Origin of the sequence: Companilactobacillus zhachilii (assembly GCF_003606365.2) — a bacterium.
Lineage (GTDB): Bacteria > Bacillota > Bacilli > Lactobacillales > Lactobacillaceae > Companilactobacillus > Companilactobacillus zhachilii.
Genome location: NZ_CP031933.2, coordinates 1,496,190 through 1,511,565, shown reverse-complemented (window position 1 = coordinate 1,511,565; position 15,376 = coordinate 1,496,190). Strand labels below are relative to the sequence as shown.

Here is a 15,376-nt window from a genome sequence, read left to right as displayed (position 1 = left end):
AACAGCCATTCTGTTGGTAGTCTTTCTGGTCATACCCATTTTATATACGTTTTACTTGAGTTTTTTTGATTGGAACTTGATTGCACCAACAAAGGAATTTGTGGGCCTAAGAAATTATCTTGAAGTATTCACGGATCCAGTGAATCAAAAGGTGATTGTTAATACTTTGATCTACATCTTCTTCTTGATTGTGTTGAACTTTGTGGTGCCATACTTTATTTCATTAGTTGTGAAGTTCTTTATTAAAAGAATGCAGGGAGCGTATAAAGTGCTCTTTTTCATCCCCAGTCTCTTTTCATTAGTCGTAGGTGCAATGGTATTTACGTGGATTTTAAATCCCGTTTCAGGACCAATTGCTTATCTTTTGAAAAATATTGGGATATCAATGCCAAATTGGTCCAACTCGGGTATTTTAGCTATCACTGTCATTTGTTTCATTACGAATTGGAAAGTCTTTGGCTACAATTTTATTTTGTTACTGACAGGTCTGGGTTCCATTCCAAAGAATATTATTGATGCTGCTAAAGTTGACGGAATTCCTAAATGGCGATTGATTTGGAACGTTATTTTACCAATGAACCGTGGAATTGCTATTTATGTATTAATTCTAACCATCGTTCAAGGATTGCAGTATGTCTTTACGCCAATTAACGTCATTACTACTGGTGGGCCATATTATGGTTCCTCAAATATGATTTATCAAACATACTTGAATGCCTTTGTCTTGTATAAAACCGGAACATCTTCCGCCTTAGCAATCGTAACTTTTGTTATTTTCTTAGTGTTACTGTTCATTGAAATTAGATTTGTTGAAAGAAGGGGGCGAGATTATGTTTAAACGAAAGCTTAATCTTTGGCATTTATTGTTAATTGTTGTTGCTTTGGGAGCCATTTTGCCAATCCTTTTCATGATATCTAATTCATTTAAGACACTTCGTGACTCATACGGGACGATGCTGAATTTGATACCAGTACATCCAACGTTTGAAAACTACCAAATGTTAAACCAACAAGTTAATTTACTTGGCTTAACTTGGAATACTTTTTTGATGGCAACAATGGTAACAGTTGGAAAATTATTTACGGGTTTGCTAACGGCCTATGCTTTTAGAAGTTATCAGTTTAAGGGGAAAATGCTGATTTATTTGATTTTTGTTTCAACGATCTTTGTCCCTTTTACAATAGTGATGATTCCCAATTATTTAGTTATTGCGAAATTGAACTTGCTCAACAATATTATTGGAGTTGCTTTGCCACAATTATGTGATGCTACCGGGATTATGATTTTTCTAAAGACAATGGAAAAGATTCCCAATAGTTTAATTGATGCTGCCAAAATTGATAGTATTCCCAATCGCAAGATCTTTTTCAATATTGTTATACCAATTTTGAAACCAAGTATCGTCAGTGTTGGCGCAATCTTCTTTATTAATTCTTGGAATGAGTATGTCTGGCCAACCTTGATTTTGAAGGATAAAGCAAGTTTCACTTTGCCTTTAGCATTACAAAATTACATTTCCAGTGAAGGTGGGACCAACTTTCCACTTGCAATGGCCTTGTCGACTATTATGGTGATTTTGCCATTGGTCATTTATCTGATTTTCCAAAAATATATTCTGAATAGTATTAGTAATAGCGGTTTAAAGTAGGAGAAACATATGAGCGAAAGCAATGCAACAATTGAATTAAAACAAATTTCTAAACAATATAAGAAAAACACTATCATTGATGGTTTAGATTTATCTGTTAAAGCAGGTGAGTTCCTAGTCTTGTTAGGCCCATCTGGTTGTGGTAAGTCGACGACTCTGCGAATGATTGCGGGATTGGAAGAACCAACCGCAGGGGATGTCTTAATTGATGGTGAAAATCTTCGAAAAATTAAAGACGATGGGCATACGATTGCGATGGTTTTTCAAGATTATGCGCTTTATCCGAATATGACTGTCTATCAAAATTTGGAATATGCCTTAAAAGTCCATAAGGTTCCTGTTGAAGATCGAAAGAAACGCATCGAAAGTGTTTTACAGACGCTAAATTTAGAAAAATATCAAGATCGTTTACCTTCACAGTTATCAGGTGGTCAAAAGCAACGTGTTGCCGTCGGTCGAGGGATGGTTAAAAAGAGTAAAATCTTCTTGCTGGACGAACCATTGTCCAATATTGATGTCCAATTACGTGAGAAAGCTCGTGATGAGCTACAAAAATTGCATCTGCTTAATCAACAAACAATCGTGTATGTCACACATGATCAGCTTGAAGCGATGGCTTTAGGAGATCGAATTGCGGTTATGGATCAAGGGATTATTCAGATGGTCGATATACCGGAAAATATTTATAATGAACCAACTAACTTGTTTGTTGCCAAATTCATTGGTACCCCACAAATAAACTTGATTGAAGTCACACTACAAAATAATCAGATCAAACTTGATCAAGTGCCAGTTATGGAAGTGTCAACGTCGTTATCAGCAAAGAAATATTGTCTCGGAGTGAGACCAGAGCATTTGCATTGTACGAAGACACCAGTAAATGAATTTAGTCTACCAGTTGTAGTCGAAAATATTGTTGACTATGGTCGTTTTGTTCAACTGCTACTAGTTATGCCTAACGGTGGTCACTTGAAAGCAATCGTAAATGAACTTGATTACACAATTGGGGAAAATATTTTTGTTACTTTAAGTCAAAAGTCGAGTATTTTGTTTGATCTGGAGACTGAAAATAATTTATATTGGGGGCAACTATGAGTAATTACAAAATAATTCAAATTACCGATACACATTTGACGCCAGATGGTGCACCTTTAGCTAATAATCAAAAAATTGACCCTTATGTAAAGTTAGATAATATTTTCTTGGATGTTGCTAAAATGCCAGTGAAGCCTAATCTAATTGTGATTACGGGTGACCTTATTCATGAAGGAACAACGGATGATTACAGTCGGTTAGCCAAGATTATTGAGCATTATCGTGACATGTTAAATATTCCGATTCAAGTAGTGCTGGGTAATCATGATCGAACGAGGGCCTTCTTTAAAGGGTATTTAAAACAAGTTCCACAGAGTAAGTATTATTATTCAATTGAGACGGAACAAGCCAATTTATACTTTTTAGATAGCAAATTTTACAACTATGAACAAGGTTATATTGGTCAGGAGCAATTAGACTGGCTACAAGATAACTTAACTAATAGTCCCAAAGATTCACTAATTTTCTTGCACCATCCGATTGACGGCCCAGCTATGCATCATATGCGTTATAGTATTTTGCAAGAAAGCGAGCAATTGATGCGGGTCATCAAAGATACTTCAGTTAGAGCTGTTTTTTCAGGTCATATTCATTTTGAAACATCTTTTGTTAAGAATGGAATTTTACTACATTCAACTGATTCTAGTGCCTATCATATTGTCTGTGACGATGCTCATCGACATTTGATCTATGATGCTACGTATTATGACATTATTACGATCAGTGATGGAGAAATTGGCACTGAAACCAGATGCCTCTACGAAGGCCAAGATATCATTAACCACGTTGATGTTGAAGAAACTGACTTTATTAATGAAGATATTTTTGATTGATTACGAGATAAGACTGTGGCAATAAATTAAAGTTAAAAAAACTAGCTATTTTTTCTGGACATATTATATCCGGATAAGAATAGCTAGTTTTTTGATATTAGATTGTGTGTAGTGTTATTACGATGTCTTAAACTTAATTAATAAAGCGTCTCTGAAAAATGATTTGGAACTTCCCATAGACGCTTTTTTGTATATAAATGTTTATGCTCGATAATTTGCTCACTATAAAGGAACAGTATTAACCAGTTTTCCCAAAATAGACTGCTTAATATGAACTGAAAATCATTTTTTATCTTTACCAGCAACCATGCTAATTAAGAAAACAATCGAATTGAGAAGGAGTGCTGAAAATGTTAACCAGTCAAGACCACAGATAGCACCGATCCAAATACCAATTAAAGAAATCAAAAGTATAATATTTACCATATCTAACGAACATCAGAAACCCTGGTTTAGTTTTAAGCGCTTTCTTATCTGATATTCTTTCACATCCTTATTAACTCTATTATATCTATCTTTAATCAATCGTATATAGTCTATAATGAAAAAAATGTTAGTTTTAAACGTTTTGAGCAAATTGTCTTATCGGATAATTGTGAGCACTTAGAGCATTTTTCAAGAAATTGGTCAGTTGGTATATAATAAATACAGAAACGTGTAGTGCTAGCTGATTTTTTGACTACGAATTTAAAATTATTCACTATTTGTTCAACAAAAAAAGAATGAACTAGCACCACGGGTTACAGAACTTTTTATATTGTGAGGTAAAAATATGCAAATCAAACAGCTTCCTGCGGATTTTATTGAAGCACTGCCAGTTTTAAAAGAGATTGAACAGGCCGGATATGAGGCTTATTTTGTTGGGGGAAGTGTGCGCGATCACATTTTAGGTTTACCAATTCATGATGTTGATATTGCAACTAGTGCATATCCAGAAGAAATTAAAGAAATTTTTAAACGGACCGTTGATACAGGTATTCAACATGGGACAGTTACTGTCTTAATGGGGGATGACTCCTATGAAATCACAACTTTCCGGACGGAATCTGGATATCAAGATTACCGTCGTCCTGATAAAGTAACTTTTGTTAGATCTTTATCGGATGATTTGAAGCGACGCGATTTTACAATTAATGCTTTGGCAGTTGATCAAAATGGAAAGGTCATTGATAAATTTGATGGCTTGAAAGATTTAGATCAACACATTATTCGGGCTGTCGGCAAGGCGGAAGAACGTTTCCATGAAGATGCTTTGAGAATGATGCGTGCTGTTCGTTTTCAAGCCCAATTGAATTTCAAGATTGAACAGGCTACGGCCCAAGCGATTGCTGACAATGCGCCTTTGCTCGAAAAAATTGCTGTTGAACGAATCCGTGAAGAGTTTGTTAAACTGATGCTCAGCGATTCTTGGCAAAATGGATTTTCTGAATTCTTGACCTTAGGGTTAAGTGAATATTGTCCTGAATTCAAAGGTAAGAAGATGGAATTAGAAGAATTACTTGATCCAAAAGAACAAAAATTTATGGATGAAGATGCTGCTTGGAGTGCCATCGGCTATGTTTTGAATTTGAATCACCAGGAATTTAATAAATTATTGCGCGATTGGAAAGTATCTAATAAGACGCGTGAGGCCAGTTTGAATACGTTGAATATGTTACATTTATTCGAAAATCAAGATTATGATCTTTGGAATATTTATAAAATGGGAATTGATAATTTACCTCGAACAATTCAACTTTGTCAGATGTTTTTAATCGATTTTGATTATTCAAAGTTAGAAAAAGATGTAGCTGAAATTTCTATCAAAAGTAGTCATGATTTAGCGCTTACAGGAAAAGATATTTGTAATATTTTGGGTGTTAAACCAGGTCCAATTATCGGTAAATCGATGTCTCAAATCGAGCGTGCTGTCGTGGAAGGAAACGTTTCCAATAATTTTGATGATTTAAGGCATTATTTGTTAAGTAATCAATAATGCTGTGGTATCATGAAAACAGTAAGTATTTTAGGATTTGAAAGGGTGATAATATGACTAAACATGTTTTTAAAGAACTTAAATTCTACTTTAGAAATGACGATACTTGGACTGTTAGCCACAGTGAAATGAGAGATGTTTGGATTGCTCGTGTAACAACTAGTTATGGACGTATTCATGGTGGACGTATGCAAGAGATTCACCCATGCAAGCGCTTCCGCATCGAAATTTTGCCAGATGCTGATTATATTAAGGATACAGATGTTTCTACAGCTGCTATGGCAGACGGTATGTTCAACCGTATCATTAAATATCAAGATATTGAAAAATGTGATATTGTCTTTGAAGATGATCAAGATAAGGAACCAATGCAAATTTACTTCCCATTTAAACAAAAGGATGTAGAAGGATTGGATAACGCTTATCAATCTTCAGCTATTTCAAGCAAGAGCGGTGAACTTTATATTTCAATCGATCCAGAGAATACTGTTTACGATATTTACAAAGAGGATCTTTAATTAATAAAAATACGGGACATTAGTTAATCTTGAGTTAGCTAAGTCCCGTATTTTCTTGAACAGGGAGAAGAACAATGGGTAATTTAAAAATCGGTTCAACGGTAGTAATCGATGATGAAACTGATGCAATGAGAAATCAGATTGGCACGGTGGTTTATCATGATAAGAAACATGAAAAAATTTTAGTACGTTTTGGTGGTGTACAACAGCTATATTATAGTCTCGACCAGTTGAAAGAATATTCATAGAATGTGATAATAAAAAGGAACAGAAAGACATACCTCTATCTACATGGGTAGGGGAATTTTTTATTTATAGTGGTGAAATAATTGAAAACCTTAAATATCTCAAATGCTTCAAAATCCTTCGGTGATCGAACGCTTTTCACCGATGTAACTTTTACAATTAACGAGGGTGACCGAATTGGGTTGCTGGGGCTGAATGGTACTGGTAAAACAACCTTACTGGACGGCATCGTTAATAACAGTGATCTTAATACGATTGACATTGAAAAGCCGAAAGACTATAAGATTTCGTATTTAAAACAGCAACCAGATTTGGACGATAATTCTAGTGTTATTGATGCTGTTTTTAACGGTAGTGGTGAAAAGTTCCAATTAATTCGTCAATATGAAAATTCTTTAGCAAAATTTAATGCGAATTCAACGGATGAAAAGATTCAAAACGAATTTTTCAAGTTGCAAGAAAAAATGAATGCAGCTGAGGCTTGGCAGATGGAATCAGATGTTAAGTCAATTTTGAATAAACTAGGTATTACAGAATTAGATAAAAAAATCAGTCAGTTATCTGGTGGTCAACAAAGACGTGTGGCTTTAGCCCAAACATTGATTTCTGAAGCTGATTTATTGATTTTGGATGAGCCAACAAACCATTTGGATTATGAAGCAATTGACTGGTTGCAAAACTATTTGAGCAAGTATAAGGGCTCAGTTCTATTCGTTACCCATGATCGTTATTTCTTAAATGAGGTTGCAACGAGAATTTTCGAAATAGAAAACCGCAATGTGACTGAATACGATGGTAACTACGAGAAATATTTGCAACAAAAAGCGACTAATGAAGAAATTTACGCTTCTGAGCAACATCACAAAACCCAACTTTATAAACAAGAATTAAATTGGATGCGGGCTGGTGTTAAGGCACGTGGAACAAAGCAACAAGCCAGAAAAGATCGTTTCAATGATTTAAAAGAGGACTTGCAAGATAAGCCTGACGTTCAAAAGGAAATGTCAATTGATATTGCCCAGCAACGTTTAGGAAACGATGTCTTTGACATTAAAGATGCCAGTTTGAAATTTGGTAAACAAATTATATTAAATGATTTCAGTTACTTAGTTTCTCGAGGTGACCGGATTGGTATTACCGGAGCTAATGGTTCAGGTAAAACAACTTTTTTGAATACGATTGCACATCAATTGCCATTAGATTCTGGAGAAATCAAAACTGGTCAAACAGTTCGTCTCGGCTATTATACACAGCACACACGGGATATGGATCCTGATAAAAGAGTCATTCGTTATTTGGAATCAATTGGTCAAGGTGTGAGAAATAACGATGGAACGAACATGTCAGCCTCACAAATGCTAGATACCTTTAAGTTTGACCATCAAATGCAAGGTGCCTTCATTCGTGAACTTTCCGGTGGTGAAAAGCGTCGTTTATACTTGCTAGCTATTTTGATGGATCAACCTAATGTCTTATTGCTAGATGAGCCAACTAATAACTTGGATATTGAGACTTTGACAATTTTGGAAAATTACTTGGACAGTTTCAAAGGAACTGTATTGGCAGTCTCTCATGATCGCTATTTCTTAGATAAAGTTGCTGCTAAGCTCTTGATTTTTGAAGGCCAAGGCCAAATTGAAGAAAGCTATGATTCATATTCAGGCTATTTAGCTAAGGAAACAGCCGCTAAGCAAGCTAAACATCATGAAGAAAAAAATCAAAAGCACGAGGAAGTTAAGCAAAAAGCTGAGGAAACACAAAAATCTGAGCCTAAGAAAAAATTAACTTATGCGGAACAGATTGAATTTGATAAATTAGAGCCTAAAATTGAAAAACTTGATGATGAAATGGCAGAATTAAAGAAGCAACTGAACGATTCATCAAATGATTATGAAAAATTAATGGATTTCCAAAGAGAATTGGATGAAAAGACGGCGGAATCCGATAAATTAATGGATCGTTGGGAATACTTAGGTCAATTTATTTAGGAGAATAAAATGCATAACGAACAACAATATTTAGATCTATTACAATATGTTTTGGAACATGGCCACAAAAAGAGTGATCGTACTGGTACTGGTACTATAAGTACTTTTGGATATCAAATGCGCTTTGATCTACAAGAATCCTTTCCACTTTTGACGACTAAGAAGATTCCGTTTGGTCTAATTAAAAGTGAATTGTTGTGGTTTTTGCATGGCGACACTAATATTAAATACTTATTGGAACACAATAATCATATTTGGGATGAGTGGGCTTTTAAAAACTATATTGAAAGTCCTGAATACACTGGGCCAGATATGGCTGATTTTGGTCGTCGGAGTTTAATTGATGACGAATTTGCTCAAGCCTACAAATTAGAAAAGAAAAAATTTGATGAAGCAATTTTGACTGACGACAAATTTGCTGAGAAGTTTGGTAACCTTGGCGATGTTTATGGTGCACAGTGGCGTCATTGGCAAAAAAGGGATGGCGGAGTTATTGATCAAATAAAAAATGTCATTCAACAAATTAAACAAACACCTGATTCAAGACGCTTGATTGTCAGTGCTTGGAATCCTGAAGATGTTCCAACAATGGCATTACCTCCATGTCACACACTATTTCAGTTTTATGTAAATGATGGCAAACTATCTTGCCAACTTTATCAACGCAGTGGTGATCTGTTCTTGGGTGTACCATTCAATATCGCCAGTTATGCTTTGTTGACACATCTAATTGCACGGGAGACAGGCTTAGAAGTAGGTGAGTTTGTTCATACATTGGGTGATGCGCATATTTATTCTAACCACGTTAAGCAAGTTGAAACACAATTAAGTCGTAAACCAGTCGCTGGTCCGCAACTAGAAATTAACAGTGATAAGAGTATTTTTGATATTGATGTTCAAGATATTAAAGTCACTGACTACAATCCCCAGCCAGCAATTAAGGCACCTATTGCCGTTTAAAGGAGAAATCAAGATGATTAGTTTTGTTTGGGCCGAATCAAAAAATCACATTATCGGTGTTAATGGTCATTTACCATGGAAATTGCCGAATGATATGAAACACTTTAAAAATGTTACAACAGGACATCCCATTGTTATGGGAAGAAAAACTTACGAAAGTTTCCCTAATGGGCCACTACCTAACCGTTTGAATATTGTTATTTCGCGCAATCCTGACTATAAGGTGCCTGAATCAGTGGTGCTGATAACAGATAAGAGTCAGTTGAAACAATATGTTAAACCTGACGATGAAGTGATGGTCATTGGTGGTGAAGGAATTTTCAAATTATTTGCAGGCGATGTTGATCGGTTGTATTTGACGGAGATTGACCACGACTTTGCCGGTGATACCAAGATGGTCGCCCTTGATTACAGTAAGTTTAAATTAATCGAAAAAAAAGAAGGTGTCGTGGATGATAAAAATATCTATCCTTACACCTTCAAGACCTACCAAAAAATAAATTAATTTACGAAGAAATAAACTGAAAAGTACATCAATGCTGTCCCAATCATGACAAAAATATGCCAAATGACGTGGATATATTTAAGATTTTTCATTAAATATAAGCAGGCTCCTAGAGTAAATGCCACGCCACCAGCAACTAATAATTCGATTCCTGTCGCACCAATGGCATGATAAAGTGGCTGCATAGCGATAATAATTGCCCAGCCCATTAAGACATAAAGTAATGTTTCAAAGTACTTAAAACGGCCAACATTGAATATTTTATAAAGAATACCACCAATGGCTAATATCCAAATAAAAGTCAAAATGCTATAACCAAAAGTAGAATGTAAAGCGATTAAGCAATATGGGGTATATGTTCCGGCAATCATCAGAAAAATCGAACTATGATCAAAAATCTGAAAAACACCCTTTGCTCTAGTAAAGTAGAGACTATGAAATAGCGTCGAGCTTAAGTATAGGAAAAATAAAGTAAAAGCGTAAATGAAGTAAGCCGTGATATTAAGCGGATTTCCTTGGTGGAACCCCTTAATTAATAAGAAGATTGAACCGATAATGGCCAAGATAATACCGATACCATGAGTTACGGCACTGAATACTTGGTCGGTAATCAAATAAGCTTTTGTTAAATTATGTTTTTTTGACATTTTTTGGAACTCCAGTTTTTAATGATTTTTGGTGGAGTGTCACCAAATTGTTTACTTTGAACATTATAACTGTCTTCATACTTTTCATACAATAACAATATTGAACGCGAGGTGCTAGTTGGTTTTGGCTAGTTTAAAACCATATCCTATAACTTTAGCATCAGTGACATAATAACACTGAAAATTGTTCACTATTGATTTTAAAAACAAAAAATAAATTAGCTGGAAAGAGTAAGAAATCTTGGTTCTTTCTCAATTTGGGTTATAGAATTGAACATAAAAAGGCTAGATATGTTCCCATTGGTATAAATCTAGAAAAAGCATCTAGCCTTTTACTCATATTCAATTTCAAACGATGTATAACCCTTTTATCAAATTAATTAGTCTCTGGGTGCAAGAAATGTTGGCAGCAGTGCAGGTGGCGTTATGGCTTTAGCCATTACACCACAGGACGAGTTTTGAAATTCGCGTACTTTGCGAAGTTCAAAATCGAGATTGGAGACCGCACTTTGGCTCCCATCGGTCCCCACAGCGCCAACATTTCTTGCACCCAGAGACGGCAACTAACCAAATTTAAGAAAGAACCGAAATCTTGTAGGCGGGATATTTAACTACCCCCCGCGTAATATTGTATAATTATTTATAGTTATTATTAAAATACTTAATAAATACTAATTTACCCAGAATAAATTTGTTATAATTGAAACCATTAAGAATTAAGACCCTATGAAAGAGGGATAAAATGAGTAAAGTAAAAATCCTTGCCGATTCATCGGTACAATTAACACCAGAAGAAATAGAAAAGTATGATATTGGCATCGTTCCTTTAACAATCAGTATTGATGATAAGACATATACTGATGGCGTTGACATTACTCGCGAGAAGTTTGTTGAGGAAATGGATTCATCAAAGGACCTACCTAAAACATCACAACCATCAATTGGTACTTTTATGAAGGTTATTGATGAAGTTCCTGATGACTATACGGATATCCTTGCAATGATCATGACACCTGCAATCAGTGGTACTATTAACGCAGCTCATCAAGTAGCTGATATGACTGATCGTAATATGGAAGTAATCGATACAGAATTCACTGATCGTGCTCAAGGCTTTCAAGTTTTAAAAGCTGCACAGTTGGCTCAAGAGGGTAAGTCAGTTGATGAAATCAAAGCAGCTATTAAAAAAGTCCGCGATCACACATATTTGTACATGGGTGTAACTAGTATTGAAAATATCTTGCGTGGTGGCCGTTTGAGCCGTTTTGCGGGTACGTTGTCTACACTATTGAATATCAACTTAGTATTGGTTGTTAAAAACAATAGCTTAGATATTGCTAAACGTGGTCGTGGTCGCAAGACAATTGAGAAGTATATGAATAACGTTATGGAAGAAATCAAAGGCTTAGAAAATATCAAGGCTATTGGTATTTCATACGTTGATAAAATGGATTATGTAAATGAACTGAAAGAGAAGTTGGCCGAAATTGTACCAAATGTACCGTTATTAATCCGAGTTACAAGTCCGGTTATTGCTACTCACGCTGGTTCAGGTGCTTTTGCAATTGAATTTTATACAGAGTAAAGCTGATGAATACATCAGCTTTTTTTTGAAAGATGGATTAAGAAATGAAGAAGAAAACAATTTGGATCATAGTATTGCTTGTTTTAGTAATTGCTGCTAGTGGTGGGACGTATTACTTTGTTAATCACAATCATTCGCAAGTTATTGAAACTAAAACAGTCAAACAAACAAAGCCTAAAAAGAAAGTTATTCCGAAGAAAAAGAATATTAGTATTGTTGCCGTAGGTGACTCGCTGACACAAGGTGTTGGTGATTCAAAAGATGTTGGTGGCGGTTATGTCACACGTCTAACTAAGAAAGTTCAAGCTAAATATAAGGTTAAAACGCAATCACACAATTACGGTGTTTCTGGTGATACGAGCCAACAAATTATGGCACGAATCAAGTCAGATAATAAGATGCATCAAGATTTGCCTAAAGCAGATATTATCACCGTGACTGTGGGTGGTAATGATTTTATGCATCTATTGCAACGTAAAGGGTTAGATTTGACGGCCGGCAATATTGCGGATGAACAAGTTCAATTTGATAAACGTTTAACGAAGCTGTTAACAGACTTGAGAAATTATAATGAAACGGCACCAATTTATTTGATTGGTATTTACAATCCGTTTAGTATTTACTTGAATAATGTTAAGAATGCTAAGACAGCTTTTATTAATTGGAATAAAGGTTCAGCTAAGGTGGCAGGCACCTTTAATAAAGTTTATTTCGTTGATATCAATAATTTGTATCAGCCTAAAGGTATTATGAAAAAGATTAAGAAAACTGGTAGTAATCCATATCTTTACACGAAGGACCACTTCCATCCAAATGGGGTCGGTTATGATATGATGACTGATAAGGTTTTTGAAAAGGTAAACGGGACAACGAAGGAGTGGCTTTACAAGTAATCATGAAAAGAAATTATTGGAAATATGCATTTATCGCTTTAGTAGTAATTATCGTTATTGGTTTAGGTTATATGGGCACCAAAGTTTTGAGTTCATCAAGAGATAACTATCAAGTTTCATCTAAAATCGTTAATCAAGATGCCAAAGTTTTCACGGTCGATATGAATAAGCAAGAAGCCAATAAAATGGCCCAGTACTATTTAAAGAATACTTTGAATGATGGTAAAACAGACTATCAATTGGTTTTGAAGAAGGATGCTGAATTGACGGGTTCAATTGCCTTTTTGGGTGCTAAAATTCATTTTACAATTTTGATGCAACCATATGCTAAGACTAATGGGGATGTTTTATTGAAAGCAAAAGAAATGAAAATCGGTGATTTATCATTACCAATTTCTTTTGTCTTGAATTATATTAAGAATAGCTTTAAAACACCCGAATGGGTCAGCATCAATGGCAAAGAGAAGTCAATTCTTTTGAAATTTACTAAATTTACCACCAAAGAGGGCTATGGTATTCGTGCCAAAAAGATCGATTTGAAAAATAACAAATTGTCCTTTGAAGTAATGAATAGTAAAATTACGGATAATCAGTAGGAAGGAATTAATATGAGACGCAGTTTTTATGAATTTTTAATGACTCTTCGTAACGTCGAAAGCGTTGAACCAGAAGCAGAGTTTGCTAACAATGCTTTTCATGACACATCTTTTCCCAAACAAGAAGAAGATTATCAAAAATTATCCGAATATTTAGAATTGAACGCTGGGTATTTACCTAGCATGACGATTTTTGACGAAGCTTATCAGAAATACCAAGAAATTGATAAAAAATAAATTAAAAGAAATAGGTGATGATAATGGCATTACAGTGGTATCCAGGACATATGAACAAGGCAAAGAACCAAGTGCAAGATCGACTCAAATTGGTTGATATTGTCTTGGAGATTGTAGACGCAAGACTACCTTTCTCTTCTAGAAACCCCGTATTGGAACAAATTATCGATCAAAAGAAACATATCATTATTTTGAATAAGTCAGATTTGGCTGATCCTAAAGTGACACGTGATTGGAGAATTAACTTCCAACAAGAAGGTACTAATTCAATTGAATTAGATGCCAAGCACAGCAAAGGCCTTGGTCAAATTAAGAGTTTGATTCGTTCTGAATTATCAGAGAAAATTGAACGTTATGAAAATAATGGTGTCCAAAATTATCGGATAAAGGCAATGTGTATTGGAATCCCTAATGTGGGTAAGTCTACTATTTTGAATCGCTTAGTCGGTAAAAATGTGGCTGTGACAGGTAATAAGCCCGGTGTAACTAAGAACCAAAACTGGTTAAAGACAAATATCGGAATTGATTTGTTAGATACACCAGGTATTTTGTGGCCTAAGATCGATGATCCAAAAGTAGGCATGAAATTGGCTCTCTCAGGCGCTATTAAGGATAAAATCTATGCTCCTGATGATGTGGCCATCTATGCGTTAAACTTTCTTGAAACTCATTATATGGACCAATTACAGGAAGCCTATGGTCTAACTAATGCCGATATTTTCAATCATACGACTCCAGAGTTGTTGATGAACCTAACTAAGAAGTTTGGCTACAAGGAAGATTATGATCGAGCTTCACGTCGAATTATTGACGATGTTCGTAAATTAAAACTAGGCCGCCTTACATTTGATGTGCCTGGGGAGTTTTATGAAGAATAAATACACGATTAAAGATGTAAAAGAATTGTTGAGTGAAGCTGAGGTTGATCAAACCTTATTAACTGAATTATCACAAGATGACCGTAGTGGTATTAAAAAATTATTAGAGCAATATTATAAAAAGCAAACTAAACGACAAGAGTTGATTGAACGTTTTCATCATAAGGAATTCTTAGAAAAGCCTTTCTGGGATAATGGTGCTGATGTAGCTGGAGTCGATGAAGTAGGCAGAGGACCGTTAGCTGGACCAGTTGTGACAGCAGCAGTTATTTTGCCGCCCGATAATACACTGTATGAGGTTGATGATTCGAAGAAATTGTCAATTGCTAAACGTGATGAGCTTTATAAACAAATTTGTGATCAAGCGGTCGATATCAGTGTTGGCGTTGGTAGTCCAGCTTTGATTGATTCACAAAACATTTACCATGCAACTGAGTTAACGATGCGAGATGCTATCAATGGTTTATATTTGCGACCAGATCATATTTTGGTTGATGCGATGACTATACCAGTTGACATTTCACAGACTAAATTGATCAAAGGGGATGCCAAATCATTAAGTATTGGTGCAGCAAGTATCGTTGCTAAGGTGGCACGAGATCGATTGATGACAATGTACAGCCATATTTATCCTGAATTTGGTTTTGAAAAAAATGATGGTTACGGTACTAAACAACATCTCGAGGCTTTAGAAAAGGTTGGACGAACTAAGATTCATCGTTTAAGCTTTGCCCCAGTTAAAAAAATTCATAAATTGTATTAAAATGAAGC

At 35.2% G+C, this 15,376-nt stretch carries 18 protein-coding genes; 16 read left to right on the top strand and 2 right to left on the bottom strand.

What is annotated here, in order from left to right:
- Positions 1 to 55: 55 nt before the first annotated feature.
- The 4 genes from D1B17_RS06860 to D1B17_RS06845 are packed head-to-tail and all read left to right on the top strand — an operon-like array spanning position 56 to position 3,577.
- Positions 56 to 838: a carbohydrate ABC transporter permease gene (locus D1B17_RS06860; RefSeq protein WP_338026062.1), complete on the top strand. Its 783-nt coding sequence runs from the start codon at positions 56 to 58 to the stop codon at positions 836 to 838.
- Entirely contained in the window at positions 831 to 1,649 is an 819-nt protein-coding gene (locus tag D1B17_RS06855) for a carbohydrate ABC transporter permease (protein WP_120142397.1), read from the top strand. The genes D1B17_RS06860 and D1B17_RS06855 overlap by 8 nt, the downstream gene beginning before the upstream one ends.
- Before the next feature lie 9 nt (positions 1,650 to 1,658).
- Complete coding sequence (locus D1B17_RS06850; protein WP_120142398.1) at positions 1,659 to 2,744, top strand: ABC transporter ATP-binding protein; 1,086 nt, start codon at positions 1,659 to 1,661, stop codon at positions 2,742 to 2,744.
- Complete coding sequence (locus D1B17_RS06845) at positions 2,741 to 3,577, top strand: metallophosphoesterase family protein (protein WP_120142399.1); 837 nt, start codon at positions 2,741 to 2,743, stop codon at positions 3,575 to 3,577. Before D1B17_RS06850 ends, D1B17_RS06845 begins: the two co-directional genes overlap by 4 nt.
- 282 nt (positions 3,578 to 3,859) lie before the next feature.
- Here the strand turns inward: D1B17_RS06845 and D1B17_RS12615 are convergent, their stop codons facing one another.
- Complete coding sequence (locus D1B17_RS12615; RefSeq protein WP_166806640.1) at positions 3,860 to 4,003, bottom strand: hypothetical protein; 144 nt, start codon at positions 4,001 to 4,003, stop codon at positions 3,860 to 3,862.
- A gap of 346 nt (positions 4,004 to 4,349) precedes the next feature.
- On the opposite strand from D1B17_RS12615, the gene D1B17_RS06840 reads away from it, so the two are divergent.
- From D1B17_RS06840 to D1B17_RS06820, 6 genes are all read left to right on the top strand, one after another.
- A complete protein-coding gene (locus D1B17_RS06840; RefSeq protein WP_120142400.1) occupies positions 4,350 to 5,552 on the top strand; it encodes a CCA tRNA nucleotidyltransferase in 1,203 nt (400 codons plus the stop codon).
- A gap of 53 nt (positions 5,553 to 5,605) precedes the next feature.
- Positions 5,606 to 6,070: a hypothetical protein gene (locus D1B17_RS06835; RefSeq protein ID WP_120142401.1), complete on the top strand. Its 465-nt coding sequence runs from the start codon at positions 5,606 to 5,608 to the stop codon at positions 6,068 to 6,070.
- A gap of 74 nt (positions 6,071 to 6,144) precedes the next feature.
- Positions 6,145 to 6,318, top strand: a complete 174-nt coding sequence (locus D1B17_RS12610) for a hypothetical protein (protein WP_166806575.1) — start codon at positions 6,145 to 6,147, stop codon at positions 6,316 to 6,318.
- Positions 6,319 to 6,399: 81 nt separating this feature from the next.
- Complete coding sequence (locus tag D1B17_RS06830) at positions 6,400 to 8,304, top strand: ABC-F family ATP-binding cassette domain-containing protein (RefSeq protein WP_120142402.1); 1,905 nt, start codon at positions 6,400 to 6,402, stop codon at positions 8,302 to 8,304.
- A 9-nt stretch (positions 8,305 to 8,313) separates the two neighbouring features.
- A complete protein-coding gene (locus tag D1B17_RS06825) occupies positions 8,314 to 9,264 on the top strand; it encodes a thymidylate synthase (protein ID WP_120142403.1) in 951 nt (316 codons plus the stop codon).
- Between the two features lie 13 nt (positions 9,265 to 9,277).
- Positions 9,278 to 9,769: a dihydrofolate reductase gene (locus tag D1B17_RS06820; protein WP_120142404.1), complete on the top strand. Its 492-nt coding sequence runs from the start codon at positions 9,278 to 9,280 to the stop codon at positions 9,767 to 9,769.
- Here D1B17_RS06820 and trhA read toward each other — a convergent pair.
- Positions 9,766 to 10,416 carry a PAQR family membrane homeostasis protein TrhA gene (gene trhA / locus D1B17_RS06815; protein ID WP_120142405.1) on the bottom strand — a complete coding sequence of 217 codons (651 nt, stop codon included), beginning with the start codon at positions 10,414 to 10,416 and terminating at the stop codon, positions 9,766 to 9,768. The genes D1B17_RS06820 and trhA overlap by 4 nt on opposite strands.
- Before the next feature lie 742 nt (positions 10,417 to 11,158).
- Between trhA and D1B17_RS06810 the strand changes: the two genes are divergently transcribed.
- The 6 genes from D1B17_RS06810 to D1B17_RS06785 are packed head-to-tail and all read left to right on the top strand — an operon-like array spanning position 11,159 to position 15,368.
- Complete coding sequence (locus tag D1B17_RS06810; RefSeq protein ID WP_120142406.1) at positions 11,159 to 12,001, top strand: DegV family protein; 843 nt, start codon at positions 11,159 to 11,161, stop codon at positions 11,999 to 12,001.
- A 44-nt stretch (positions 12,002 to 12,045) separates the two neighbouring features.
- A complete protein-coding gene (locus D1B17_RS06805) occupies positions 12,046 to 12,894 on the top strand; it encodes a GDSL-type esterase/lipase family protein (RefSeq protein ID WP_120142407.1) in 849 nt (282 codons plus the stop codon).
- A 2-nt stretch (positions 12,895 to 12,896) separates the two neighbouring features.
- Complete coding sequence (locus tag D1B17_RS06800) at positions 12,897 to 13,490, top strand: YpmS family protein (protein ID WP_240704379.1); 594 nt, start codon at positions 12,897 to 12,899, stop codon at positions 13,488 to 13,490.
- Positions 13,491 to 13,496: 6 nt separating this feature from the next.
- Positions 13,497 to 13,727 (top strand): YozE family protein, encoded by a 231-nt coding sequence (locus D1B17_RS06795; RefSeq protein WP_120142409.1) that lies wholly within the window; start codon positions 13,497 to 13,499, stop codon positions 13,725 to 13,727.
- Between the two features lie 23 nt (positions 13,728 to 13,750).
- Positions 13,751 to 14,605, top strand: coding sequence for a ribosome biogenesis GTPase YlqF (ylqF, locus tag D1B17_RS06790; protein ID WP_202239158.1), 855 nt, complete (start codon positions 13,751 to 13,753; stop codon positions 14,603 to 14,605).
- Complete coding sequence (locus D1B17_RS06785) at positions 14,595 to 15,368, top strand: ribonuclease HII (RefSeq protein WP_120142410.1); 774 nt, start codon at positions 14,595 to 14,597, stop codon at positions 15,366 to 15,368. Before ylqF ends, D1B17_RS06785 begins: the two co-directional genes overlap by 11 nt.
- The last annotated feature ends 8 nt before the right edge of the window (positions 15,369 to 15,376 follow it).

Excerpts from the sequence above, each read along its gene's own strand:
- D1B17_RS12615 (WP_166806640.1), bottom strand. The coding sequence starts at position 4,003 with ATGGTAAATATTATACTTTTGATTTCTTTAATTGGTATTTGGATCGGT.
- D1B17_RS06820 (WP_120142404.1), top strand. The coding sequence starts at position 9,278 with ATGATTAGTTTTGTTTGGGCCGAATCAAAAAATCACATTATCGGTGTT.
- D1B17_RS06840 (WP_120142400.1), top strand. The coding sequence starts at position 4,350 with ATGCAAATCAAACAGCTTCCTGCGGATTTTATTGAAGCACTGCCAGTT.
- D1B17_RS06850 (WP_120142398.1), top strand. The coding sequence starts at position 1,659 with ATGAGCGAAAGCAATGCAACAATTGAATTAAAACAAATTTCTAAACAA.
- D1B17_RS06855 (WP_120142397.1), top strand. The coding sequence starts at position 831 with ATGTTTAAACGAAAGCTTAATCTTTGGCATTTATTGTTAATTGTTGTT.
- D1B17_RS06835 (WP_120142401.1), top strand. The coding sequence starts at position 5,606 with ATGACTAAACATGTTTTTAAAGAACTTAAATTCTACTTTAGAAATGAC.
- D1B17_RS06785 (WP_120142410.1), top strand. The coding sequence starts at position 14,595 with ATGAAGAATAAATACACGATTAAAGATGTAAAAGAATTGTTGAGTGAA.
- ylqF (WP_202239158.1), top strand. The coding sequence starts at position 13,751 with ATGGCATTACAGTGGTATCCAGGACATATGAACAAGGCAAAGAACCAA.
- D1B17_RS06810 (WP_120142406.1), top strand. The coding sequence starts at position 11,159 with ATGAGTAAAGTAAAAATCCTTGCCGATTCATCGGTACAATTAACACCA.
- trhA (WP_120142405.1), bottom strand. The coding sequence starts at position 10,416 with ATGTCAAAAAAACATAATTTAACAAAAGCTTATTTGATTACCGACCAA.
- D1B17_RS06805 (WP_120142407.1), top strand. The coding sequence starts at position 12,046 with ATGAAGAAGAAAACAATTTGGATCATAGTATTGCTTGTTTTAGTAATT.
- D1B17_RS06825 (WP_120142403.1), top strand. The coding sequence starts at position 8,314 with ATGCATAACGAACAACAATATTTAGATCTATTACAATATGTTTTGGAA.
- D1B17_RS06800 (WP_240704379.1), top strand. The coding sequence starts at position 12,897 with ATGAAAAGAAATTATTGGAAATATGCATTTATCGCTTTAGTAGTAATT.
- D1B17_RS06845 (WP_120142399.1), top strand. The coding sequence starts at position 2,741 with ATGAGTAATTACAAAATAATTCAAATTACCGATACACATTTGACGCCA.
- D1B17_RS12610 (WP_166806575.1), top strand. The coding sequence starts at position 6,145 with ATGGGTAATTTAAAAATCGGTTCAACGGTAGTAATCGATGATGAAACT.